The organism is Sulfuricurvum sp. (assembly GCF_023229695.1).
Taxonomy (GTDB): domain Bacteria; phylum Campylobacterota; class Campylobacteria; order Campylobacterales; family Sulfurimonadaceae; genus Sulfuricurvum.
The window spans coordinates 120576-144098 of record NZ_JALNYS010000007.1 but is presented as its reverse complement, the minus strand read 5'-3'; the positions used below and the strand labels follow the sequence as shown (position 1 = coordinate 144098).

Below are 23523 nucleotides of genomic sequence, written 5' to 3'. Positions count from 1 at the left end.
GCTACACTTCCCCCATGAAAAAGACACTATTAATCTATATGGCATTGATCCTTTTCTTCGGGATCGCCATTGCCCTAATCCTCCATTACGGAACGTTTTTAGAGAATCCTCTCTTCTCTGAAGTCATAGCCCCTGCGGCTTCGCTACCGACGACGATTGGTGATACGTTTCTTAAACAGCTCCACCATCCGCTCCCATTGTTGCTGATCCAGTTTATCGTCATCATGATCGTCACACGGCTCTTTGGCTATCTGGTCTCTTTTGTCGCTCAGCCCACCGTCGTGGGGGAAATCTTGGCGGGGATTATCCTCGGACCCTCTTTGTTGGGAGCGTTGTTTCCCGATATGTTTATCTCTCTCTTTCCCAAAGAGTCCCTCGGCAATCTCCATCTCATCAGTCAACTTGGATTGATCTTTTTTATGTTTGTCGTGGGGATGGAGCTGGATTTCGATAAGATTAAAAAACAGTCAAGTGCTTCGGTCTTTATCAGTCATGTCAGTATCATCTTCCCTTTTTTCTTGGGGGTGGCATTGACCTATTGGCTCTATCCGATCTTCGCACCCAAAAACATCACCTTTATCCCTTTTGCCCTTTTCATCGGGATCGCGATGAGTATCACCGCATTTCCCGTTCTGGCTCGGATTATCAAAGAGAAAAATATCGGTGATACCCGTTACGGCTCCATGGCAATCACTTGCGCCGCTGCCGATGATGTTACGGCGTGGTATATATTGGCTCTGATTATCGCCTTCTCCATTTCAGGATCGATCGCCTCTTCCTTCATTTTACTACTCCTGATCGCCTTGTACGTGATCGTCATGTTTTATGTGATACGTCCCCTCCTTGCCAAAATCGGACACTCTCAAAGTGAACGGCTCAGTATGAACGGAATGTCAATTATTATTGTCTTGCTCCTCCTCTCCTCTCTCGCCACCGAAGCGATAGGAGTTCATGCGCTGTTCGGAGCCTTTATGGCGGGGGCGATGATGCCCTCATCGGCAGTATCGAGGCTCAAAGAACTCATCGCACCGCGTTTGGAATACGTCAGCCTTTTGGTATTATTGCCCCTCTTTTTCGCCCTGACGGGATTACGCAGTGAGATCGGTTTACTGAACAGTGTGGATGCGTGGCTGATCTGCGGAGGGATCATCGTCATTGCGGTGTTCGGAAAACTGTTCGGAAGCGCCCTTGCTTCCAAATACATGGGATTTAGCTGGCGTGATTCGTTTGCTCTGGGGATACTGATGAACACGCGGGGACTCATGGAGCTGGTCGTTCTTAATATCGGATATGAGATGGGGATACTCTCTACGGAGCTTTTTACGATGTTTGTCGTCATGGCACTGGCAACCACCATCATGACCGGACCGTTTCTGAATCTCATCACCCGTGGATTCAAAGAGAACAAAGTCGTCGAAACGATGCAGAAAAGTTTGATCGATCTCCTCTCTCACGAACTGCGAACCCCACTCACCCTCATACGGGGAGCCGCCGGTAATTTATCCAATCCGCAATTCACCCTCGCAGAGAAGGATAAAGAGGAGATGGTTCAAACCATCGTCGAGGGGTCACGCCGTATGGAAAAAGTGATCGATAATCTGCTGGTCAATGCCCGTTTTCGTGAAGGAAAAACACCTCTCAATAAAACGATGCTTAGAGTGGATGATGTCGTCTCTTCTGCACTCTCCATAGCGGAGAATGATTGGAAACGACAGGCGAAACTCTCATTTTCACCGGATGTGCCACCTCTCAACGCCGATATTGCACTGCTTCATCTTGCTATCGGCAATCTGCTCGATAACGCCTTTAAATACGGTGACGAGGTGAGTGTCGAAATCACTTCCGCATTTAATGAAATCACTTTGCTTATCTGTAACAACGGCGATCTCCCCTCTGCCGATACCATTACTACTCTTGGCAATCTCCCCGGTCGGCTTGATAATTCCGAGGGGAAACCGGGATCAGGGATCGGATTGCGGCTTTCAAAAAAGATTATCGAAGTGCATGGAGGAACGTTAACTATCACGTTGGAAAATGACCGATTTTGCGCTCATGTAACGCTTCGGAGTGAATCATGACGCCGCGCATTTTAATCGTGGATGATGATGCCTCTATCCGTCGTTTATTAGCAATGACCTTAGCCTTTGCAGGTTTTATAACAGAGGGTGCTTCAACGGCAAAAGAGGGGCTTAAAAAAGGGGCCGATGAGCATTTTCATTTGATTTTACTCGATTTGGGATTACCGGACATGAGCGGAGTGAAATTTTTGGAGCACTATAGAGTGGATGAACAAACTCCCGTCATTGTCGTCTCGGCGATCCATGACGAGTCTGATAAAATAGCCGCCCTCAATGCCGGAGCGGATGATTATGTCACCAAACCGTTTAACACCGATGAACTTATCGCCCGCATCAACGCAAACTTACGCCGTGTCCCGCCCGCACAAGCGACCTCCCCGATTTTAATCGTCGGAAAAATGCGTATGGATATTGCCAACCGGATTGTGAGCATAGAGGACGAATTAATTAAATTAACACCCAAAGAGTTTAAACTTCTCCGTATTTTTATGGAGAATCAGGGAAAAGCACTGACGCATGCATGGTTATTAAAAGCGATCTGGGGAGTCGGGTATCAACACGAGACCCATTATTTACGTGTTTTTATCAATCAATTGCGCCAAAAAATCGAAACCGATCCGGCGCGACCGAAATGGATACAAACCGAAACCGGTATAGGGTATCGGTTTATTGGCTAAATACTACTTTTTTTGAAATACGCTTATACCATCATCGGCTCATCTGTCGGTTCAATCTCTTCGAAATCCATTACGATCTGATCCAACATTTTTTGTGTTTTTCGTATTTTTTCGATGTTCTCATCAAAAAATATTTTAGACGCGGGAAACGCTTCCGAAAGCTCTTGGTAAATCAGGATTCTCCCCCCGAAATGGCGGTTGAACTCATCAAAAGCCCCTTGCAAATACCCCTTAGAGGTCGTATGGCGGAAAAGGGCTTTGATCATTTTTTTGCGCTCTTTGATCGGGATCGATTCGTCGATCGCTTCGGCGACACGTTTGATATCCAGACGTGAAAAATAGACGCCGCTATGATACGGTGCTAGCAATTTATCAGATAATTCATCGACGAAACTCGGAACCGGTTCATTGTCGGGATCATTTTCTTCTGCTGATGTCTCACAGCTTCCGCTATCACATTTTCCCCGTACAAATTCATCAAACTCAGCCTTTAAATCGCTAAAATCGTTTGCTTTCATCTTCTTTCTCCTGTAGTTAAATCATAAAAATAGTGACACATGGAACGCATAGCTATTTCATCGTGAAAATCGTCTCGATCCGCATAACGTTCTAATGCATTAGGCATAATCAAATCCCCGATCAATTTTCCCTCACGTATCATAATACAGTCGCAATAGCCGTTTTGATCTGCCTCATCCGATGCTTCATCGACCAAAGAGAGAGCCTCTTCTTGGTATTCACTTCCGATTATCGCACCGTTGAGTTTAGAGTTACGCATTTGAGATATCGTAAAAGCGACATCATCGCTCCGAATATTCATCGGGATCATTATTGCATCCATCCCGTTCTCTTTGTAAAGCTTATTCAGTGTGACTGAAAAGCGACTGCTATGGGCATTTTCCGCAATGTATCCATAAAGTTTTGTCATTACTGTAATCGAGTTATCGTTGTTCATCATTGATTCAATCCCCATAATTCTAATGCTTCTTCCTCTTCAAGCTGACAACGGCGACAAATTTTTTCCTCTCCGACTGAGCTAAAAAGAGCGTCACACTCATCGCATCGACGCACCGAATAGGTGATAAGATTCTGTACTTTCGGCTCAAACCACTCTTTGAGATTATACGACGTTGAAACACTAATCGCATCACTTTCACATACATCATGACAGAGATGGCATTTGACACATAGAAACGGATCAAAATCGATTTTAGAATTACGCATATCCGACGTGAGTGCCGCCGTAGGGCAGATACGATAACACATCTGACACGCGGTGCATTTGCTCTCATCCATGATTTTTTGGGAGGTAAAAGCGATCATAGAGCCATCGACGACATGAAAGCGGGATGGTTTTTCTACCCTTTTCAGTGCCGTAAAAAAGAGCTTCCGCCGATCGGTGATTTTTTTCGCCCTAAGCTCTTGGGTATGAGAGCTGTCAATACTCACTTCGACAAACTCATCGGTCGTGCTTTCTACCTCTTTTTCAAAATCGTGCTTGGCTTTTGCAATCCCACGCAGATGAAAGGTTTTGAAAAAATCCCTACGATCTTTAGGTTCATCTACCTCAGAGTTAGTGTAACCGATTGCTTCACACTCTACCCTGCTATCAACCTCTATGGCTTCAAGGAGATAATTGGCACTCTCAATCCTCTCTTTCATCGATTCAACGGTTTTCTCGCCGATTTCGCATCCGCCGCAATGACCGATATCGAGGATCAACCCTTTTTTCAGCGCGCACAGCGATAGCAAATGCTCTGAGGAGAGTGCCGCAATGCAGGGGACATTTTTTTGACACGAAACAATACTCTCTTCATCTGAAATAAATGAAAAGAAAAATTCGGTCGGACTAAAATCATCCACCGCCAACGCTTCACTCGGACACACCGCCACGCACCCGGCACAACCGACACACAGCGATTGGTTGATGGAGGGGAGGCGCCCTGAGAGCGTGATCGCCCCCGTCGGACAAGACTCACCGCAGTGGGTGCACACTGAGTTGACACTCAAAGCGCGTACACATTGTGCGGGTGAGAGGAGCAACAGACTCATTGGACCGATGCGCTCAACGTTTCATTGTCGGAGAGGATAAATTCCAACGCCATCTCCGCCGTATCGTAATAAAGAGGGGTACGCGATTCGTATTTCATATTGATGAGATACATCGGCGCCCATTTCAATAAATGAGAATTTAGAAAGTTGTACTGAACATTGATCAGCTCTTGTACCGCTTCATGATCCCCCTCTTCCGTCGCTTTGATCTGTGCTTCGCATAAATGGTGCATAAACTCCAATTCGATGCCGATATGATCGGCTGAAACCACTCGAGCGACTTCATAATCGACGAGAAAATCGTACGCACTGTAGATGTCCGTCACCGGATTGGCTCCGCCCGTTTCGATCATCTGATCACTGCGGGTATAAAAGGTCTCATACGGTACCAGATGGAGCAATGATAGATTCGTAAAATCGGGATTTAAATACTCTTCCAAAAGCTTTTGTGCTTCCGTCCCTTTACGTGGTTCCCAGTCTCTCCAGTGCGGCATAAACTCTAAAACTGTTTCATCACTTCGGAGTATCTCTAAACGCTCCACATCCAACTCTTGGAGTAATATTCGTGATAATAACGCATATAAATTACTGCGTGCGATAATTTCATCCATTCGTAAAACCTTTAATAAAGTAGCGTGATTGTAGCTTATACGGCTGAAAAGCGGATAAGGAGAGTAGGTTATAGGGGGTATCAAGCCTTATGGCTTGATACTGACATCGTATACCGAAGGATCGAGGTTGACCCATGGGCGTTTGATGTGGCGAGGACGTCGAAGGGTTGAATCTGCATCCAAACCTCGAGACAAGTCGTCTCTCCATGCCTGATAGACTTTGAAATTATTGTCATAATTGACGAAAATATCCCCGATCTTATCGCCCGCTTGCGCCGGCTCAAGAAGAACTTTATGGTGCCAGCAGTGCATACCCGAAACCGGATCCGGATGAGGCGCCGCAACGGCATTTTGCCATGAACCGCTCAAACCGTCCCACCAGATATTACCGGAATCTCGATTATACTCACCGAAACGTTCCGTATGGAAAGGTTTGATCCCCTCCACGTATTTAAGTTTGCCCACTTTCCCGTCCATTTGGATCTCGGCAACCGGAACTCCGAAGCTATTGAGCCCCGTTGTCCCTTCGTAATCGTCAATGATACTTTGAGCGCCCTCTTTACCGACATTGAGCGGAGATTCTTTGAGGAACTCTTTGTTGCCTAAATCACGAGGCGCTACGCCAGGAGCTACTTTACCGTCACTGACACCGTTAGGGATCGTAACCGCATTGGTCAATTTCCAACGTCCGCCATGGTGCGAACAGGCCAATGTCCCCGGAAGAACACCCTCCGTAGGGACTGCCATCGCAACGAAATGGCCGCTCTCAAGTCCTGAAACCGTATCAACGATTTTTACACGGATAGCATCTCCGCGTTTGAATCCAAGACGCTGAGCATCTTTGGTCGAAATCCAGATAGGGTCATGGTTTTGACTGATCTCCATCAAATGTTTCGAGTTAGCCGAACGGGTATGGATGTTGTACGGCAAACGGAAAACCGTATTGAGAGCAAACGAGTTCTCTTCTTTCATGTAGATGTGGTTAACATGCGACACGAGGTGAACCATTTCCCCTTTCTCTTTGTCGTTACGCGGATAAAACGGCATCGCGTACTCTCTCCACTTCCAATCCGTAGCCCACTGAGTAAAAAATTCGAGTTTTTTCGTCAGGGTTGCAAACCCTTCCATTTTCTTCCCGTCAATCTCAATGCCGATTTTTTTCTCTTTACCGTGGTGATCCATTGCGGAAATAACCCCGTCCGCACCGACACTCATAGAACCGGCATCAAATTTATGACCGTGTGAAATTACTTCACCCTCTTCAAATTTGAGTTCACGTTCCATCGCATGGTAGATTTTATCCTCTTCCATCCATACGCCGTGATCACGAAGATACGAATAAACCGGAAACTCATCGTTCATATAACGCGGATCATTAGTAGCCGTCTCTTTGAGTTTCGGAAGGTTATCGCCAAATGCGGCATCGTACCACTCAGAGATGGTCACCGGTTTGCCCGGATGACGTTTGGATTCCCACATTTTTTTGATGCCGAGACTACCGTCTGGATCGATGTAATCGGTACACAACTGGAACCAGAACTCATTCTCTTCCCACACTTCGCCCAGACCTGCTTTGATGTGCGCTTCGAGGGTCGCACGGGCAGGATTTTTAGGTTTCCATCCCGATTTTTCCAATGCTACGCGCAAGACCGGCTGACGGAAGGTTGTCCAACGTGCCGGAAATGTCGCTTCAGAGTGTTGGTCATGACGCTCACCGGCAAGCCCTACCGGCAGAACATAGTCCATGTACCAGTTTGTTTCAGACCAAACCGGAGAGAGGTTCATGGTCAGTTCCATAATCTCTTCATTTTTCAACACCTCAATCCAACGGAATCCGTCCGGATTGATCCACACCGGATTGTACATACGCGGGATATAGACGGCAAGCTTACTCGGTACTTGCAATCCGCGATCGTTCCATTTTTTCTGCCACGCTTTATCACTCAAAAGGTGAGGAAGCAAGTAGGAGAGTTCATACGTGGACAACGGCCATTCCGGCGGCCAAGTAAGCTCATTATAAGCTTGTACTTTCGGTACATCCGCACCGGAAACTCCTTGACCTACAGTTGCACTTCCACCCTTTCCGGATACGGAAATAACATGCCAGTGGTGGAAGAAGGTCCCCCCTTCCGTACCGATAGCACCGCGAAGACCGATAGCAAAATAGGCCGCACGCCCGGACATCCATCCGCCACGGTTACCCGCAGCCGTTGCACGCCAGATATATGTAGAGATCGCATCCCCTGCCCAGATAAACATATCATACAGCTGTTCAAGTTTATACGCCGGAACATGGGTCTCTTTGACCGCATATTCAAGGGTATAGGGTGAATACATATCTTTGAGAAGCTCAAGATAGCTCTCAAAATCACTTCCGGCAGGGAGCTTGCTAATTTGCCCTTTTTCAAGCATAAAGCTCAAATGCACGGGATCGTTCATCAAGGTTTCCCAGTTGAACCATTTTTTGACGAATTTTTTATCGACCATATTTTCATTCAAAATACGGTTAGCCAAATAGAGATAAATCGCCGCTTCGGTCCCCGGCCATGCCGCGATCCATAGATCCGACATTCCCGCAGAGTTGGACATACGCGGATCCATAACGACCATCTTTGCCCCTTTTTTGCGGGCATCGGCGATGAAAGCTGCTGATTGGGCAAAATAGTGCCCTGCATCGGCCGCATGCGACGAGTTCAGGAAAATGAGTTTCGCATTCGCCCAGTCCGGACTGGTACGGTCATCATTGGCTGTCCAAATGGTCGGTGTACGCCCGTTTGCCGAACAGATGTTCGTATGCGAATTGTAAGAGTCAAGCCCCAATGTTTCCCATACTTGCGGTACGAAACCGTTTTCATTCGGGCGGCCGACGTGATACATCACCGATTTGCGAGAGAGGAGATCCCCTTTACGGATTGTATCGCCCATTTTTTTACCGATGGTGGACATCGCCTCATCCCACGTCGTACGGATCCATTTACCCTCGCCCCGCTTAGAACCCGGAGCACGTTTCAACGGGAACGGGATACGGTCAGGATCGTACATTTGCGATTGAACCGCGTACCCTTTGGCACAGTTGCGTCCGCGTGAACCCGGATGTAACGGATTCCCCATGTATTTTTTAACGGTAAAGGTTTTCTTATCGATCCACGCCGTCAAACCGCATGACGCTTCACAGTTCGAACACGCTGTCGGAACGATCATGAAATCATTGACATAGATACCGTCCTGATTCTCTTCGCTTTGGACACCGTGACGATCGATACCGCCCCGTTTCCAATCCACACCACTAAGTTCTTGGAAATGGTTCCATTGATCCAACGGCGGATAAAAAGAGAGGGTGTCCGGCGTATTGGTAAATTTGCTGTTTGCTACCGATTCGGCCGCTGCGTCTACTGTAAAGACCCCTTTGGCGATTGCGGCACCTGCAACCGTAATTGCAGTCCCTTTTAAAAATGTTCTTCTGCTTTCTAAATACATCATCTACCTCTTTAACTCATGTTTAACAGTTGTGGAATAACCAACCAAACGTGCTTACTTACCCATAGACCGACCAAGGCCGAAACCGCAGCAATTTTCAAAAGATAAAAACTTTTGTTTTTCAAGCTGAGAGATACCAATGCCATAGGAACCAAGAAGGCCATAACCTGACCGATCCAGAACATTACCGTATACTCGCCCCCTTTGACAAATTCCAATGTAGCCGCTACCTCTTCCGCTTTCATGCCACCAAAAATATATTCCGACATATAAAGGATAAATGCCGCAAATGCACTTAAGCCCAATACGAGTCCAAGATCTTTGTTAATCGAATCGGAAAATTTATTACCGCCCATCAAAATCATTGCGGAGGTTCCTGCCAGCAATGCCGCTAAAATCATTTGCGCCGATTCGGTAGGCATCTGCCACAACTCACGCGCGGTTGATTCCGCCATTAATCCCGCTGTGTACAAGGTAACCGGAATAGCCAGCAATGTCGTGTATCCCAGTAATTTATCGTACAAGACTACGTCTTTTTTCATGTAAACCGCATACGCCATTCCGAAAAGTAGTCCGACAAAACCGGTTGCCATCCATGCACCGACGGTAATAGCCGATGTCCAATGCGGGTGAAAAAAGATATGCCAGAACCGAAACATCTGGTGCAAATCGATAACCGTAAAAAATAAGAAAATATGGATAAAGACGATCGAAATCGCCACCACCGGGAATCGGATAAACCCCGTCTCATTCGGATATTTTTTCAATAGGAAAAAGGCCAAAAAGATAATACCCGTCCCCACACTCTTTGCCCACATATTCATCGTGATAATCCAACCCCATACGATTCCAGGAAGGGCTACGTCGAGAGTCACAACCGCATTGGTTGCCGCAATTGCTTCATGTACCATTAGTGGTGCCCTCCTACAGGTAGATGCGTTAAATTATTGAATAAATTGTGACCTTCACCACGGAACGATGCCAACGGATTCAATTGGATATTGCCGCCGCCTACATAAAAGTGATGCGGTTCCGTCCCTTTTTCCGGTTTACGGACCTGAACGTTTCCTTGATGGGACATGATGTATTTGCTGATATTTGAAGTCGGGTCATCCAAATCACCGAATATATTGGCCTCTACCGGACAGGCAACAACGCACGATGGCATCATCGAACTGGCGATACGGTGGGCACAATAGGTACATTTATCGGCTGTTTGTGTTTGAGGATCGATGTAGATCGCTCCATACGGACACGCCATAACACATCCCGCACATCCGATGCAGCGCTCTTTGTCAATATTAACGATACCGTTTTCAATATAGTGCAATGCGCTTACCGGGCAGATACGTTCACACGGTGCATTGGCACAATGGTTACAACGAAGCGGAGTAAACGTACGTTTCGTTTCGGGAAACGTACCTACATCAACATATTTAACACGAAGACGCCATGTACTAAGTGGAACTTCGTTTTCCACTTTACATGCAATCTCACAGCCCTTACACCCCATACAAAGGCGAAGGTCTACCAAGAACCCTAATTGCATATATTCTCCTTATTCTGATTCACGTGAGCGCCATTCATGTCATAAGCAACATGAATAATCTTAATTTGATGCCGTGATTTCAGGCATTTGACGGCATTTCTGCTGGGTTGATAGTAGCCAAATTAGGTTTAACAAAAACTAAAAGGCAACCCTATTTTGCTATAACTTTTTGATATGTAACCATTTGGAAATCTTTCCCGCACAGGGGATAAAAATAAAATTGAAGAGTTTATGAACTTCTCCCGTAGCCGAAAGATACGGGGAGCGCTTCGCTTGTTTTGGGGGTTGCAAGGGACATTTGCCCCCGCCACTGTAGGGACTTTGTTCCTACAGTGCATTACATTAATCTAATCGGCAGCGGACCGATGCTTCATGTGCGCCCAGCCCTTCCGTATGGGCGATAAGGGCACATGCTTCACCTATTTCATTGATCGCTTGGCGGGAAAATGAGATGATAGAGGATTTTTTCATAAAGTTCTCTACACCCAAAGGGGAGTAAAACTTCGCCGTTCCTCCCGTCGGCAAAGTGTGATTCGGCCCCGCAACATAGTCACCGATTGCCTCAGGGGTGTAGTGCCCCAAAAATATTGCCCCGGCATGTTTGATCGAGGGGAGAAGGGCAAACGGATTGTCGGTCGCCACTTCGAGATGTTCCGGGGCGATCTCGTTCATCAAAGCTACCGCCTCTTCCATCGTTTCGGTGACAATAATCGCAGCTCTCTCCTCTATCGATTTACGGGCAATCTCTTCACGCGGAAGCTGCTTCAACCACGCTTCGATCTCAATGGCGCACGCATCCGCAAATTGCTGCGAAGGGGTAATTAAAATAGAGCTTGCCATCTCATCATGTTCCGCTTGCGAAAGCAGATCAATCGCAATGTGTTTGGGATTTGCCGAATCATCCGCCAAGACACCGATCTCACTGGGACCGGCAATCATATCGATGTTGACTTCACCGAAAACCATTTTTTTTGCCGTTGCGACAAAAATGTTACCCGGTCCCGTAATAACATCCACTTTGGGGATACTCTCCGTCCCATATGCCATTGCCGCGATTGCACTCGCACCGCCTACTTTGAAAACATTCTCTACACCGCACAAATGACATGCAGCCAACAACAGGGAATTGGGCTCATTGTCCGGAGTAGGGGTGGTTACAATAATCTCTTTGACACCGGCGACTTGTGCAGGAATGACATTCATCAGCAATGAGCTCGGATATGCCGCTTTCCCTCCCGGGATGTAAAGACCTGCCCGATCTACCGGAGTCACTTTCTGCCCGAGGATGGTTCCGTTCGCTTCGGTTTCAAACCAGCTTTTTGGAAGCTGCTTTTCATGGTACGCGCGTATCCGGGCATACGCTAGGTGCAAAGCCGCTTTAAGTTTCGGGTCAAGAAGATCATACGCTGCTTCCATATCCGCCGGATCGATACGAAGTTCACTACCGCTTGAAGGATTCCAACGGTCAAATTTTGCAATGTGGCGGATCAAAGCACTCTCTTTTTCCCCTCTGATCTCATCAATAATCCCTTTGACGGTTTGAGATACGTGTTCCATATCCATCTTACCGCGTCCGAGAAGTTCATCAAAAACTTCTTTAAAATTAACATCACTACTGCGGACGATCGTCATTTTGTTCCTTCAATTACTTTTTTTGTGTCTGTGCGGCATACTCTTTTTTTACGATAGTAAGCGCATTTAAAAAGGTCTCCGGATCAACTGCACCCATCACAGGCTGAAACATCGGGGTATTGTCTTTCAAAAACCATGTCGCCGGAGTCCCGCCCGCCAGTAATTCACGCGGAAATACGGGGTTTTCATCTACGTATACCAATAAATTAACATACTCGGCATTGAGCTTTTGTACTACTTTCGGATTTTTTAATGTTGTGTTGTCAAATTGAACACAAAAACGGCAATTATGATTCGAAATGACAAACATCATCGGCTTATTAAGGGTTTTAGACTGCTTCACCGCAGTTGCGTAATCTTTTTCCCATTTAATTCCGGCAGCCATGGCAACCGTACAACCAATCAACAACATAACAAGAATACGTTTCATCTTTTCACCTTTTTTAAGATTTCATTAGCAATTTTTGGGACATTCTTGTCACGTACGTCGATGACGATATCTGCCGCTTTCAAATATAAGGGAAGCCTCTCTTCATACAACGCTCTGGCCTTCTCGATGTCTTGGAACAAAGGGCGCTTTGCCAGTTTTTTATCCGCTTCCGGATGTTCTAGAATACGGTTGTATATGGTTTCAAACGGAGCATGCAATAATACCACGGTACCGATTTTTTTAATGTTCGGGACTTTATAAAATCCCCCACCCGTCGATATAAGAGTCCCCTCTACATTTTTTTTGAGCCACCGGGCCACCTTACGTTCAAGGGATCGAAAATATTTTTCCCCCTCTTCCGCAAAAATAGTTTTTATTTTCCGGTTCTCCATACTTTCGATGATATCATCCGTATCCAGAGCCACAAAACTCGATTTTTTTACAACTTCACGGGCGATAGAACCCTTTCCTACCCCCATAAAACCGATCAAAACAATATTTTTCATAAACAGTACACTTTAATTTCTATAATATATGGAATCATATCACGCATAAACTTAGGAGTATCCCCATGAATATTTATGATCTTGCCAAGCCTGAAAGCGATAGAGAAACGTTTGTCACTTTTTATCAGACCGGATCCCTCAAAATTGAGGGGATACGCTCACATCTCACGCGCCCGGGTATTGAATACTTTCAGCAAGAGGATGAATGGGTGATCTTATTAGAGGGGGCGGCTCAACTGGAAATGGACGGAGAACTCCGTCGCCTTCAAAAGGGAGATTTCCTTTTTATTCCCCGTCATACCCCCCATCGTGTCCTCTCCACAAGCAATGACGCATTATGGATTGCTATTTTCAGCTGATGTTACGCACTTTCCGCTCATAGCCCGTAAAGTGGCAGGGACTAAAGTCCCTACAGCCCCCTGAAGCTACCCGTATCTTTCGGATGCGGGAGAAATTATCATTCTGATGTTATGCACTTTCCGCTCATAGCCCGTAAAGTGGCAGGGACGACCCAGCCGGTACTGCGTACAACAGCTGCCCTTATTGAACGGTATAGCGGTCCCCTTTACGGGGTGCCATGACGATTCCGTTGAGCGTTTGCATTTTTATCGGAAGATTCATCGGTCGACGCATCGAAACCGGATCTACCGTGCTCACGCTAAAATGGAGGTGCGGTGCGGTACAATATCCCGTACTTCCCGAATAGCCGATGAGATCGCCCCGTTTGATTTTCTGACCGATTTTAACAACCGAACCGTTTAGTTTTAGATGAAAATAATTTCCAAGGGTTCCGTCTGAATGCTTTATGTTGATGTAGTTCATATAGGGACGGTATTCGGGACTTGCCCCGCCCAAATCATGACTGACATCCACCCCAACAATCTCCCCTTCTCGGGCAGCATAAATCGGCGTTCCGATCGGAATAGCGAAATCGACCGCATACGCGGACAACCCTTTATGCGAAACGGCTCCGTTGTAACCTTGGGACACCTCTACGCATTTCCCGCCTGAAAAAGGGAGACGATAGACGTAATCGTCATCGTGCTTCGCAAAGGCAGACCCTTTGACCCAACCATACGATGATGCTTCATCCGTTACTGCGGATGTATCGATGGGGGTGAGCGTTAAAACCTCTTTTTTACTTTTTCCCGATAATTCGACATATAAAGGGAGAGGGTGATCGGGTTTTAAATTGACAAGTTTTTCAAAATCAAGGGCTAACGTCACCATATAGGGGTTCAGGTTTTCTACATCAAAAACGATCTGACCGTTTGCCAATTTCTCTTTTACTACAATAACGCTGTTGCGAGAACCGATTTTGGCATCTCGTTTAATCGTTTTTGCTTCCGAACGTTTGAGGGTACGCAAATGCTCTTCATATGCCTGCTCCTGTTCAATCGCAAGCTGCATGCTTTTGGTTTCCAATTCCGCTTCATCACATAACGCATCCACCCGGTTAATGGTGTGAAGCGGATAGTTTTTTTGGTAAAACGCAATCACTTCGGAACGGACCCGAGGCTGATGCAACGACTCCAACGGAATCGAAACCAATGCTTCAAAATTTTTTTTATCTGCTTTGTTCATTGCCAGAGAGAGTGACTGACGGTACATAGCTTCGATCGCCTCTTTTTGCTGAGAAAGTTCGCGTAGATCGTGAAGATAAAGCTTTAAACGCTTTTTATACACCCTCTCCCCTTTCGCCAATTCACCGGCAGTACTGCGCATACTATCAACCCCGTTTAAAAAACTTTTTAATATCTCCTCATTCGGTTGCATGATGGGTTGATGACGCAATCGTTCGATCGATTCCGCACTTTTTTGTAACGGTTCCGCCAGTGTTTGAAAAGGCAGATCTAGCGGCGCACACAAAAGCGTACTAACGACAAACGATACGATTAACGCTATTCGTAACAATGAGTCTCTTCTCCCTCTTTTTATAGCCGTTTAATTCTATCATTATTGCTCTAAGGATATAATATCGGCAATTTCAACTGTGGGGTAAACTATGTCCAAACGCATTTTAGAAGTGATGAAACCCGGTGTCTTGTTCGGAGACGATGTCCAAAAACTTTTTGATATTGCTAAAGAAGAGGGATATGCTCTTCCCGCAGTCAATGTAGTCGGGACCGACTCCATCAACGGCGTTCTTGAAGCGGCAAAACTGGTCAATTCTCCGGTCGTTATCCAATTTTCAAACGGCGGTGCCAGCTATTATGCAGGAAAAGGGTTGAGCAACGACAATGAAAAAGCGGCCATTGCCGGAGCGATCAGCGGAGCCCATCACGTCCATATGATGGCGGAAGCCTACGGTATTCCCGTCATTCTTCATACCGACCATGCGGGACGCGAGTTTCTCCCGTGGATTGACGCACTGCTCGATGCCGGGGAAAAACATTTCAAGACGCATGGCAAACCTCTTTTTAGCTCTCATATGCTTGATCTTTCCGAAGAGTCTCTGGAAGAAAACGTGGCGACCTGTGTAGAGTACCTGAAACGGATGGACAAAATAGGAATGACGCTGGAGATCGAACTGGGTGTTACGGGAGGCGAAGAGGATGGTGTCGACAATACCAATGTCGACAACGCGCTGTTGTATACACAACCCGAAGAGGTCGCTTACGCTTATGAAAAACTCTCCGAAGTAAGCAGCCGCTTTACGATTGCCGCATCGTTCGGAAACGTCCACGGCGTGTACAAACCGGGGAATGTCGTTCTTACCCCGATCATCTTAAATAATTCCCAACACTACATTCAGCAAAAGTTCAACACCGCATCGGCCAAGCCGGTCAACTTTGTTTTCCACGGCGGATCAGGTTCAAGCCTCGATGAGATCCGAGAGGCAATCGGATACGGTGTCATTAAAATGAATATCGATACCGACACCCAATGGGCAACATGGGAAGGGGTCAAAGAGTATTACGAAAAGTACAAAGACTATCTCCAAGGTCAGATCGGAAACCCTGAGGGGGAAGACAAACCGAATAAAAAATACTACGATCCGAGAAAATGGCTCCGTGACGGACAGAAAACCCTTGTAGCACGTGTCAAAACTGCATTCAGCGATTTGAATGCAATTGATAGAAATTAATTTAGAATTCTAATAAATCTCTTTGCGATGTCCGATACGGATGATCGTAATGAGAATTTTTTCTTCCGTAATCCGAAAAATCACCCGATAATCCCGCACCCGCAAGCGAAATTTGCCGCTGTATTCCCCTTTTAATGCTTTGATATTATTTTTGAGCTTATCGGGATCCGTTGCGAGTAAAATAATTTTTTCTTTGAGTTGTTTTTGGATGACACGATCCAATTGCGAAAGCTCTTTTTTTGCAGAGGGCAAAAATTCAATCGCATACATTGTTTATATTCCCAGTTCTTTCCATACCTCTTCGGCACTGATCGGCGCTACAGAACCCTCCTCTGCCTCTCGCAATCGTTTGTCAGAAAGTTTCTCATCCAACATATCGAAATAGAGCATAAGGGCATTTTCTATCAAATGACTCTTTTTCTCATTAAGCTCTTTTGCTATTGCATTCAACTCATCTGCAACGCTGTTATCGAGGGTGATACTCATTTTGGTTACATTGACATATTTATTCATCACAACACCTTATCCGATAATTATATGGATAATTATACCTCTAATTGTATTTTAAAGTCAATTATTATCGACAAAATTAACGAATTTACAAGTGTCTACTGCATGGGGGTCAGGTGATACCTATAACTCACTATCTCCCCTCTTCTTAACGATTTTATAGATATAAGGCTGAGAAAATCCCAGACATACAGCTATTACATGCTGTGAATAGCCTTCTTTGCAGGCGTAGTGCATGAATGGGTAGTACGCATTCCCAACGTTGGGAATGGGGGAAAATATCAATTCGTGGCGTGAAAGTGCTAAAAAAATAATGCGAGAGGGAACTCCCGCTCAATGCGGGAAAGAAGAAAAATTATTTATTCGTATACGTGATTTTTGCATGGGAACGGAGATCGTTCATTTTCTTTTCCATGTATGCTTTAAACTTATCCATTTTCAAACGCTGTTCAATAAAGTTTTTAACTTCATCAAATCCGAGTTTTTTGGCCGCTTTTTTATCCTCTACATAAATAACATGGTATCCGAATTGGCTTTGGACCGGAGCAGAAGAGATGGTCCCCTCTTTCATCGCAAATGCCGCATCATTAAAGGAGGGAACCATCTGTCCGCGCGGGAAATACCCAAGATCACCCCCTTTTGCTGCACTCGGACCCGTTGATTTGGATTTTGCCTGAGCGATAAATTCATTTTTTAGTTTTTCACCGCTAAGCGCTTTCATGCTTTTGATAATTGCATCTGCTTCAGCTTCAGTTTTTACCAGAATATGACGCGCATGAATTTTTTCCTTGTCTACAAATTCGTCCGTATTGGTATCGTAATAGGCCTTAACCTCTTTCAGATCAACTTTAATTGCTTCAAATTGGTTTTGCTCCCACACTTTTGCTGCAAGCTGTACTTTCATTCGATCCATCAAAAGTTGAAGCTCCTGCTTGTACTCTTTGGACTCCAACACACCGCTGCGCTGTGCATCATCATAGACAAGCTCTTGAGAGATCATCCCTTCGATAATCCGCTGCCGCAATTCATTTTGTTTATCTGCCGGAAGTGAATCAAAGCGTCCCTGAGTCCCTTCCATTAATACTTTTGTCACCTCTTCAGAGGTGATCTCATCGCCGTTTACCGTTGCCAATACAGCCGCTGAAACTATTGGAGCACTCAATAACAGACCTAAAACCCAAGCGGTAAATTGTTGCTTCATTGCATTCCTTATATGTTTCCCCGTTTCAAGGGGATTTTGAATTCGGCATTATAATATAATTGTGAGTATAGTACGCAATAAATAATAGAAATTAAATAGAAGGTTGCTGCCGTTTTTGCTGGGCAATTTTCAAATAGCGGTCAATCGTCTGCAACAAAAAGTTTTTATCAATCGGTTTCGCAAGATGACCGTCCAATCCTGCCGCAACAATCCGTTCCCGATCGCCGATCAAGGCATGTGCCGTCAGCGCAATGACCGGTACGTAACCGCGATCCGCCCGCTTATCGATCTCTTTGATAAGACGATTGGCCATCAATCCGTCCATCACCGGCATATCAATATCCATCAATACAAGATCGAAAGGCTCTTTCAGATAGGCATCAACCGCCTGTTGACCGTTTTCAACCGAAATAACACGAAAATGTTGCTGCAGTAAAATCGTCTCCAGAAGTTTCAGATTTATCAAATTATCCTCGGCAACCAAAATCTTGACATTTTCTTGCCGTGCAAACCGCACCACTACCGGCGAAGCAACAGTACCCTCTTTGAGTGTTTGATGACGAAAAATAGAAAGCGTTTTATAAAGTTTCCCTGGCAAAATAGGTAATTGTATCGTAGCATCTGCAGCACTGATATCCTCATCCCCTTCCAGAATCGGGACAATCAATAGATTTGAGTACGTTGAGTGTAAGGATTCTATTTGTGCATCGGAACTGTGACGGGTATCCAAAAAAAGAAGGTCACATTCGTATAAAGCCGTATCGGTTAAGTTATGGGTCACAAAAGGTTTCATCTGAAATATTTCAAGATATTTTTGCAGCAACGCCCCTTGCGATGAAAGAAGATTCCCCTCGCTGTAAATGGCGGCCCGCTTTCCTTGTATAAATTCAAATTGGCACCCTTCATTAATCTGATGGACAATTCGAAAGGAAAAACGGGACCCTTTACCGTATTCGGAAGCCAGCATCAGATGCGAATCCATCATATCGACGTATTTGTGACTGAGACTCAGCCCGATTCCAAGCCCATCTTTGCCTGCACGCTGGTTTTCCCACGCTGATGCGAAGGGACGAAGAAGCGTTTTGACCCGTTCACTTTCAATGCCGATGCCCGTGTCACTCACCGCATATTCAACCTCGACAAAATTTCCTTCTTCATGAACAATCAGGATTTCGACAAGAACCCGCCCTTTTTCCTCGGTGAATTTGATCCCGTTTTGGATAAGATTACGCAATACGGCAATAATTTTATCCTGATCTCCCATCATGGTTTTAGGGAGATGCGGATCAATTAAAAACATCAATCCGATCTCTTTGCTTCGTGCAAAATCTTCAAATTGGATCGACATATCTTCATAAATTTCCAACGGATTAAACAGTGTCGCATTGGTGTGGACACTGCCACTCTCCACTTGCATCAATTCCAAAAGATTTTCAATATTGCGCATCATCGATACGGCGCTTCGGCTGGTCATTTCAACGTACTCTTCCTGTGAAACATTCAACGGAGTACTTTTAAGCAAATCGCTAAATCCGATAATGGCATTCATCGGCGTACGAAATTCATGCGATATGTTGGTTAAAAATTTCTTTTTCAAGAGTTCAAAATAACGCTCAGCCGCGCGTGCACGTTCAATTTCCGAGTTATCCCGAAAAACCAAGGCAATAAACGATTGCTCTTCCCATCCCAAAAGTTCGGATTTGACCGCTACGTCATATTCCTTCTCACCGCTACGTATTTTCCCCTGATAGGTACCGGGATGGGTCAATAAAAACGGCAGTTCAACCTCCTGAGTACTGAACCATACTGTTAAAGGGTCCATCTCAAGGAGTGAAGTGACATTAAACAGTTCCAGAAGCTGCTCATTGCATCCGACGATGTTTCCGTTTTTCTCCGCATACATCATCGGATCACTGTGCAGATTAGCACAGGAGGTGAGTAAGCCCGCTATGGGTGAAACATGTTTCTCAAAACTTTCCAGATAGAGCATTTTCGCCCCCTATAATGGTACTTGCAAATATTTATGAAGGACATATTCAAGCTTTTCGCGTGTTAAAGGCTTTGAAAGATAATCATCCAATCCTCTTCCTAAAATATATTCCCGATCCCCTTCCATCGCCAATGCCGTTAACGCAATAATCGGCATCCGTCCTACACGTAAAGGACCCTCTTCCGCTTTAATCTCTTGGGTAGCAAGTATACCGTCTTTAATCGGCATATCGATATCCATAAAAACAATATCAAAATTATCCGTACGGCACATTTCAACCGCTTCATTTCCGTTAGAGACGGCCGTTACATGGATACCGTACTCTTTAAGCAATATGTTAATAAGCCGTTGATTGATCAGATTGTCTTCAACGACCAAGGCACTAATGTTACCCTGTAATTTCGGTGCAAGCGTATCCGGCTCTTTCGTTAAATCAAACATTTCAATCAAATGATTCAACAACGGGGTAGGCAACAACGGTTTTGAAAGTGCCGAATCAACCACATGAAGCATTCGCGCCTGCAGCCGCTCGTTTTGCTCCAATAACAACACGGTTTTACACGTACGTTTCATCGATGCAAGTTGCGTTATCCAATCCGGTTTGTCTTGAGACGCAATCAGATAAACGACCTCTGTATCCAAGAAAATCGATTCATCAACCGTCTGCGTTTTGGTTACATTGACACCGAAACTTCGGAGATAGTTGGTAAGATGGTTCGCATCATCCAATCGCTTATCATCCAGCAATATGACTTTAACGACATGCGCGTTAATCATCCGCATGGCCTGATCCGAAGAGCCTTCCAACGTTAATGCGAAACTAAACGAGGACCCTTTCCCCTCATCGCTTGTAATTTTAAGCTCTCCACCCATCAAAGCTATCAAACCATGCGAAAGGCTTAATCCGACCCCCAGGCGATTATCTGCATGATCTCCGGAGACAAACGGACGGGTGATATAGCTCAGTTCCGATTTGCTGATCCCTTTTCCGGTATCTTTGACCGTAAAACCGATATTACACGTCCCTATCGTATTACGCTTGAGAAGTTTTACTTCAATGGTAATCCGTCCGCCGTGTTCAGTGAATTTTAACGCATTGCTGTAGAGGTTGTTGATTACCTGTTTAATCTTACGGATATCTCCGGTAATATTGGTAGGGAGCTTGGGATCAATAAAGAACAGTACCCCGACCCCTTTATCATTTCCTAAAGAGACACATCCTCGGGCCTGTTCTTCCATCTCGGTTACAATATTAAATTCAGATTTACTGATGGTGAGGCGGCCGTTTTGCATTTGTGCCAAATCCAGCAAATTTTCGATATTGGACATTAAATTTCGGGCCGAACCTTGGACCGAATTGATGTATTCCATCTGCGTATCGGTCGGCGATGTTTTGGAAAGGAGTCCGAGAAACCCTAAGATACCGTTCATCGGAGTGCGAAATTCATGTCCGATATTGGCCAAAAATTTGCTCTTAAACTCTTCTACCTGAACCACTTCGGCTTTTAATGCTACCAATTTGCTCTGATCCTCCAGCCGAAGCAGGTAGAGATCACTTCCCCCCTGATTCAGAATGGTGCAGGTTGCCATTAGGGAATGCATTTTCCCCTGCGGATCAAGGATTCCAAGACCGTACCCATTCGGACAGTGGGTACGGATATAATCAAGCCAGCTCTTATCCATTTCGGTAAAAACTTCTTCATCTTCGTGATCGAACAGTTCACGAATACTTTCATGCTGTGTACGCAACTGCTCAATATTTTGAAGCGGAACCAAATTGAAAAAAGCTTTATTGGCACCGATCCACCCATTCTCTTTGGTAAAAAACAAAAGGGCTGAAGGATCGGTATCAAGTACTTTATAAAAAAGTTCTTTATTAATACTTTGCTCACTCTCCTGAGCAAAATGTTCATCTTTTGCACCGAATAACTTTTTAATAATACTTTTTAACCCCACGCCAAACTCCCACACTTAAAATAACTACTTCAGTTTAAAAATAGGCTATTGTATCACATATTTCATAATCTAATCTTTATACCGCTTAATGATACAATACGAATTAAAAAGATGAGCTTTTGTATGAAAAAAACAACCAAAACCGAGATTGAAGCGATTAAGTCTATGTTTTTGGAACGCTATAGCGAAGCCGTTACCGAGCTGCACTATACCAACGTGTATGAGCTGGTTGTTGCGGTTGCCCTCTCCGCACAATGCACCGATAAACGGGTCAACCTCATCACCCCCTCTCTCTTCGCGGCCTATCCTACACCCGAAGCCATGGCCAAAGCCGATCTTGAAGCGGTAAAACGGCACATTCAAAGCTGTTCATTTTTCAATAACAAAGCGATTAATCTGATTGCGATGGCTAAACGGATTGTAGACGTATACGGGGGGGAAGTCCCCCTCAATGAAAAAGAGCTCACGACCCTCGCCGGGGTAGGACAAAAAACCGCGCACGTCGTTTTGATCGAGTATACACAAGCCAATCTCATGGCAGTTGATACTCATGTTTTCCGGGTCAGTCATCGTCTTGGCCTTAGCGATGATCTGAGTGCCACGGCAACCGAAGCGACATTGGTTAAAAAATTCAAAACCAATCTCCATCAACTCCATCAAGGGCTGGTCCTCTTCGGACGCTATATCTGTACGGCCAAAAATCCAAAATGTGAAACGGAGTGTTTTTTAAAACTCTTTTGCAAAACTACGGAGAGCTTTAAACCCAGATAAGCTACAATCTCCTAATGAAGACAAAAATCCTCCTCACCCTCTTGCCAATCTTCTTAAGCGGATGCTTCAATGATCGGGGCGTCAGTCTCCGTTACTATAACAATTGTGAAGAGTATTATGATATACAAGGATATTATCACAAGAAATGCGATAAGAACCTTGTCGATTATAAAGAGATCAAAGAGAGTATTCAGCCGCCTCAAAACGCGAATTACGGTCAGGTATGGTAAAAAGGCTATTTTAGGGCTATGAACGTTGCAAAATTCGCCCACCGGAAGAGGACGTCACACGTTTTGAACCCGCTGTTTTTTGCCATTTGGATATTTTCGTTCATCGTATAGGGGACGAGAACATTTTCGAGGGCTTCGCGTTTTTGTACGATTTCATACTCGCTGTACCCCTGCTCTTTTTTAAAGTCGTAATAGCAGTCAATCAATTCTTTACTTAATTTTGGATCTTCACACACCACTTTCTCGCTAAAAATGAACACCCCTCCCTCTTCCAGAGCCTCCGATATTGTCCGGACCAACGTATCCCGAACAATCGGTCGGATAAACTGCAACGTATAATTACTGACAAAAACTTCCGCTTTTGTATAGGGAAACGTAAGGATATCCCCCTCGACCAATTCAATACGGGACCCATACGCCTCAATTTTTTTTCGGGCATGCTCAATCATGGCGGATGAGTTATCAATTCCGATCAATTTAATATCTTCGCGCTTATCCAGAGCACGTTCGATTTCAAGCAACAATGAAGCCGTAGAACATCCAAGATCATAAACACTCCCCCCGCTGTGAAGGGCATTAAGGGCAAATCGTCGCGTCAACGCCTGCGATTCTTTATAGAAAGGGACGGAACGGATTAGCATATCATCAAAAACAGCCGCTACTTCGGCATCAAATTCGAACTGCTTGGAAATCGGTTTGGTAAATACGGTATCGGTCATCATGGTGAAATTGTAGCGTAAAGGAGAAGAGTTGAGAGAGGTTTAA

The 23523-nt window shown here is 45.2% G+C and carries 23 protein-coding genes; 6 read left to right on the top strand and 17 right to left on the bottom strand.

The annotated features are described in order from the left end of the window. The first annotated feature begins 14 nt into the window (after positions 1–14). Both M0P91_RS06725 and M0P91_RS06720 read left to right on the top strand, forming a co-directional pair. Entirely contained in the window at positions 15–2078 is a 2064-nt protein-coding gene (locus M0P91_RS06725; protein ID WP_295065928.1) for a cation:proton antiporter, read from the top strand. Next, the gene (locus tag M0P91_RS06720; RefSeq protein WP_295065926.1) at positions 2075–2755 is read left to right on the top strand and encodes a response regulator transcription factor; all 681 of its coding nucleotides are present in this window, start codon (positions 2075–2077) and stop codon (positions 2753–2755) included. Before M0P91_RS06725 ends, M0P91_RS06720 begins: the two co-directional genes overlap by 4 nt. Positions 2756–2778: 23 nt before the next feature. Here M0P91_RS06720 and M0P91_RS06715 read toward each other — a convergent pair whose 3' ends face one another. The 10 genes from M0P91_RS06715 to M0P91_RS06670 all read right to left on the bottom strand — a co-directional run bounded on the left by M0P91_RS06715 (position 2779) and on the right by M0P91_RS06670 (position 13012). Continuing rightward, positions 2779–3273 (bottom strand): hypothetical protein, encoded by a 495-nt coding sequence (locus M0P91_RS06715; protein WP_295065924.1) that lies wholly within the window; start codon positions 3271–3273, stop codon positions 2779–2781. Beyond that, complete coding sequence (locus tag M0P91_RS06710) at positions 3270–3728, bottom strand: hypothetical protein (protein ID WP_295065923.1); 459 nt, start codon at positions 3726–3728, stop codon at positions 3270–3272. The genes M0P91_RS06715 and M0P91_RS06710 overlap by 4 nt, the downstream gene beginning before the upstream one ends. Beyond that, on the bottom strand, positions 3710–4807 hold the full coding sequence (locus tag M0P91_RS06705) for a 4Fe-4S binding protein (RefSeq protein WP_295065921.1): 1098 nt from the start codon (positions 4805–4807) through the stop codon (positions 3710–3712). The genes M0P91_RS06710 and M0P91_RS06705 overlap by 19 nt, the downstream gene beginning before the upstream one ends. Continuing rightward, the gene (locus M0P91_RS06700; protein WP_295065919.1) at positions 4804–5418 is read right to left on the bottom strand and encodes a molecular chaperone TorD family protein; all 615 of its coding nucleotides are present in this window, start codon (positions 5416–5418) and stop codon (positions 4804–4806) included. The genes M0P91_RS06705 and M0P91_RS06700 overlap by 4 nt, the downstream gene beginning before the upstream one ends. 87 nt (positions 5419–5505) lie before the next feature. Further along, the gene (locus M0P91_RS06695) at positions 5506–8895 is read right to left on the bottom strand and encodes a molybdopterin-dependent oxidoreductase (RefSeq protein ID WP_295065957.1); all 3390 of its coding nucleotides are present in this window, start codon (positions 8893–8895) and stop codon (positions 5506–5508) included. 11 nt (positions 8896–8906) lie between these two features. After that, positions 8907–9806: an NrfD/PsrC family molybdoenzyme membrane anchor subunit gene (gene nrfD / locus M0P91_RS06690; RefSeq protein WP_295065917.1), complete on the bottom strand. Its 900-nt coding sequence runs from the start codon at positions 9804–9806 to the stop codon at positions 8907–8909. After that, positions 9806–10444, bottom strand: a complete 639-nt coding sequence (locus M0P91_RS06685; RefSeq protein WP_295065915.1) for a 4Fe-4S dicluster domain-containing protein — start codon at positions 10442–10444, stop codon at positions 9806–9808. Before M0P91_RS06685 ends, nrfD begins: the two co-directional genes overlap by 1 nt. A 342-nt stretch (positions 10445–10786) precedes the next feature. Next, positions 10787–12076 carry a histidinol dehydrogenase gene (hisD, locus tag M0P91_RS06680; RefSeq protein WP_295065913.1) on the bottom strand — a complete coding sequence of 430 codons (1290 nt, stop codon included), beginning with the start codon at positions 12074–12076 and terminating at the stop codon, positions 10787–10789. A 13-nt stretch (positions 12077–12089) separates the two neighbouring features. Next, the gene (locus M0P91_RS06675; protein ID WP_295065911.1) at positions 12090–12506 is read right to left on the bottom strand and encodes a thioredoxin family protein; all 417 of its coding nucleotides are present in this window, start codon (positions 12504–12506) and stop codon (positions 12090–12092) included. Then, complete coding sequence (locus M0P91_RS06670) at positions 12503–13012, bottom strand: shikimate kinase (protein ID WP_295065909.1); 510 nt, start codon at positions 13010–13012, stop codon at positions 12503–12505. Before M0P91_RS06670 ends, M0P91_RS06675 begins: the two co-directional genes overlap by 4 nt. A 65-nt stretch (positions 13013–13077) precedes the next feature. On the opposite strand from M0P91_RS06670, the gene M0P91_RS06665 reads away from it, so the two are divergent. Next, positions 13078–13371, top strand: coding sequence for a cupin domain-containing protein (locus tag M0P91_RS06665; RefSeq protein WP_295065907.1), 294 nt, complete (start codon positions 13078–13080; stop codon positions 13369–13371). A gap of 181 nt (positions 13372–13552) precedes the next feature. Here the strand turns inward: M0P91_RS06665 and M0P91_RS06660 are convergent, their stop codons facing one another. Then, complete coding sequence (locus tag M0P91_RS06660) at positions 13553–14926, bottom strand: M23 family metallopeptidase (RefSeq protein ID WP_295065905.1); 1374 nt, start codon at positions 14924–14926, stop codon at positions 13553–13555. Positions 14927–15017: 91 nt separating this feature from the next. Here M0P91_RS06660 and fbaA point away from each other — a divergent pair, with 91 nt between their 5' ends. Then, positions 15018–16100 carry a class II fructose-bisphosphate aldolase gene (gene fbaA / locus M0P91_RS06655; RefSeq protein ID WP_295065903.1) on the top strand — a complete coding sequence of 361 codons (1083 nt, stop codon included), beginning with the start codon at positions 15018–15020 and terminating at the stop codon, positions 16098–16100. Positions 16101–16109: 9 nt separating this feature from the next. On the opposite strand, the gene M0P91_RS06650 is transcribed toward fbaA, so the two are convergent. The 5 genes from M0P91_RS06650 to M0P91_RS06630 form a co-directional block, all read right to left on the bottom strand. Then, positions 16110–16370 (bottom strand): type II toxin-antitoxin system RelE/ParE family toxin, encoded by a 261-nt coding sequence (locus M0P91_RS06650; RefSeq protein ID WP_295065901.1) that lies wholly within the window; start codon positions 16368–16370, stop codon positions 16110–16112. Between the two features lie 3 nt (positions 16371–16373). Beyond that, entirely contained in the window at positions 16374–16613 is a 240-nt protein-coding gene (locus tag M0P91_RS06645; RefSeq protein ID WP_295065899.1) for a hypothetical protein, read from the bottom strand. A 352-nt stretch (positions 16614–16965) separates the two neighbouring features. After that, complete coding sequence (locus tag M0P91_RS06640; protein ID WP_295065897.1) at positions 16966–17811, bottom strand: peptidylprolyl isomerase; 846 nt, start codon at positions 17809–17811, stop codon at positions 16966–16968. A 91-nt stretch (positions 17812–17902) separates the two neighbouring features. Then, positions 17903–19801 carry a response regulator gene (locus M0P91_RS06635; RefSeq protein ID WP_295065895.1) on the bottom strand — a complete coding sequence of 633 codons (1899 nt, stop codon included), beginning with the start codon at positions 19799–19801 and terminating at the stop codon, positions 17903–17905. A 9-nt stretch (positions 19802–19810) separates the two neighbouring features. Continuing rightward, a complete protein-coding gene (locus M0P91_RS06630; RefSeq protein ID WP_295065893.1) occupies positions 19811–21757 on the bottom strand; it encodes a response regulator in 1947 nt (648 codons plus the stop codon). A 123-nt stretch (positions 21758–21880) separates the two neighbouring features. On the opposite strand from M0P91_RS06630, the gene nth reads away from it, so the two are divergent. Beyond that, the gene (nth, locus tag M0P91_RS06625; protein WP_295065891.1) at positions 21881–22528 is read left to right on the top strand and encodes an endonuclease III; all 648 of its coding nucleotides are present in this window, start codon (positions 21881–21883) and stop codon (positions 22526–22528) included. A gap of 14 nt (positions 22529–22542) precedes the next feature. Further along, complete coding sequence (locus M0P91_RS06620; protein WP_295065889.1) at positions 22543–22758, top strand: hypothetical protein; 216 nt, start codon at positions 22543–22545, stop codon at positions 22756–22758. 5 nt (positions 22759–22763) lie between these two features. Here the strand turns inward: M0P91_RS06620 and cmoA are convergent, their stop codons facing one another. Further along, the gene (cmoA, locus tag M0P91_RS06615; protein WP_295065955.1) at positions 22764–23477 is read right to left on the bottom strand and encodes a carboxy-S-adenosyl-L-methionine synthase CmoA; all 714 of its coding nucleotides are present in this window, start codon (positions 23475–23477) and stop codon (positions 22764–22766) included. Positions 23478–23523 lie beyond the last annotated feature (46 nt).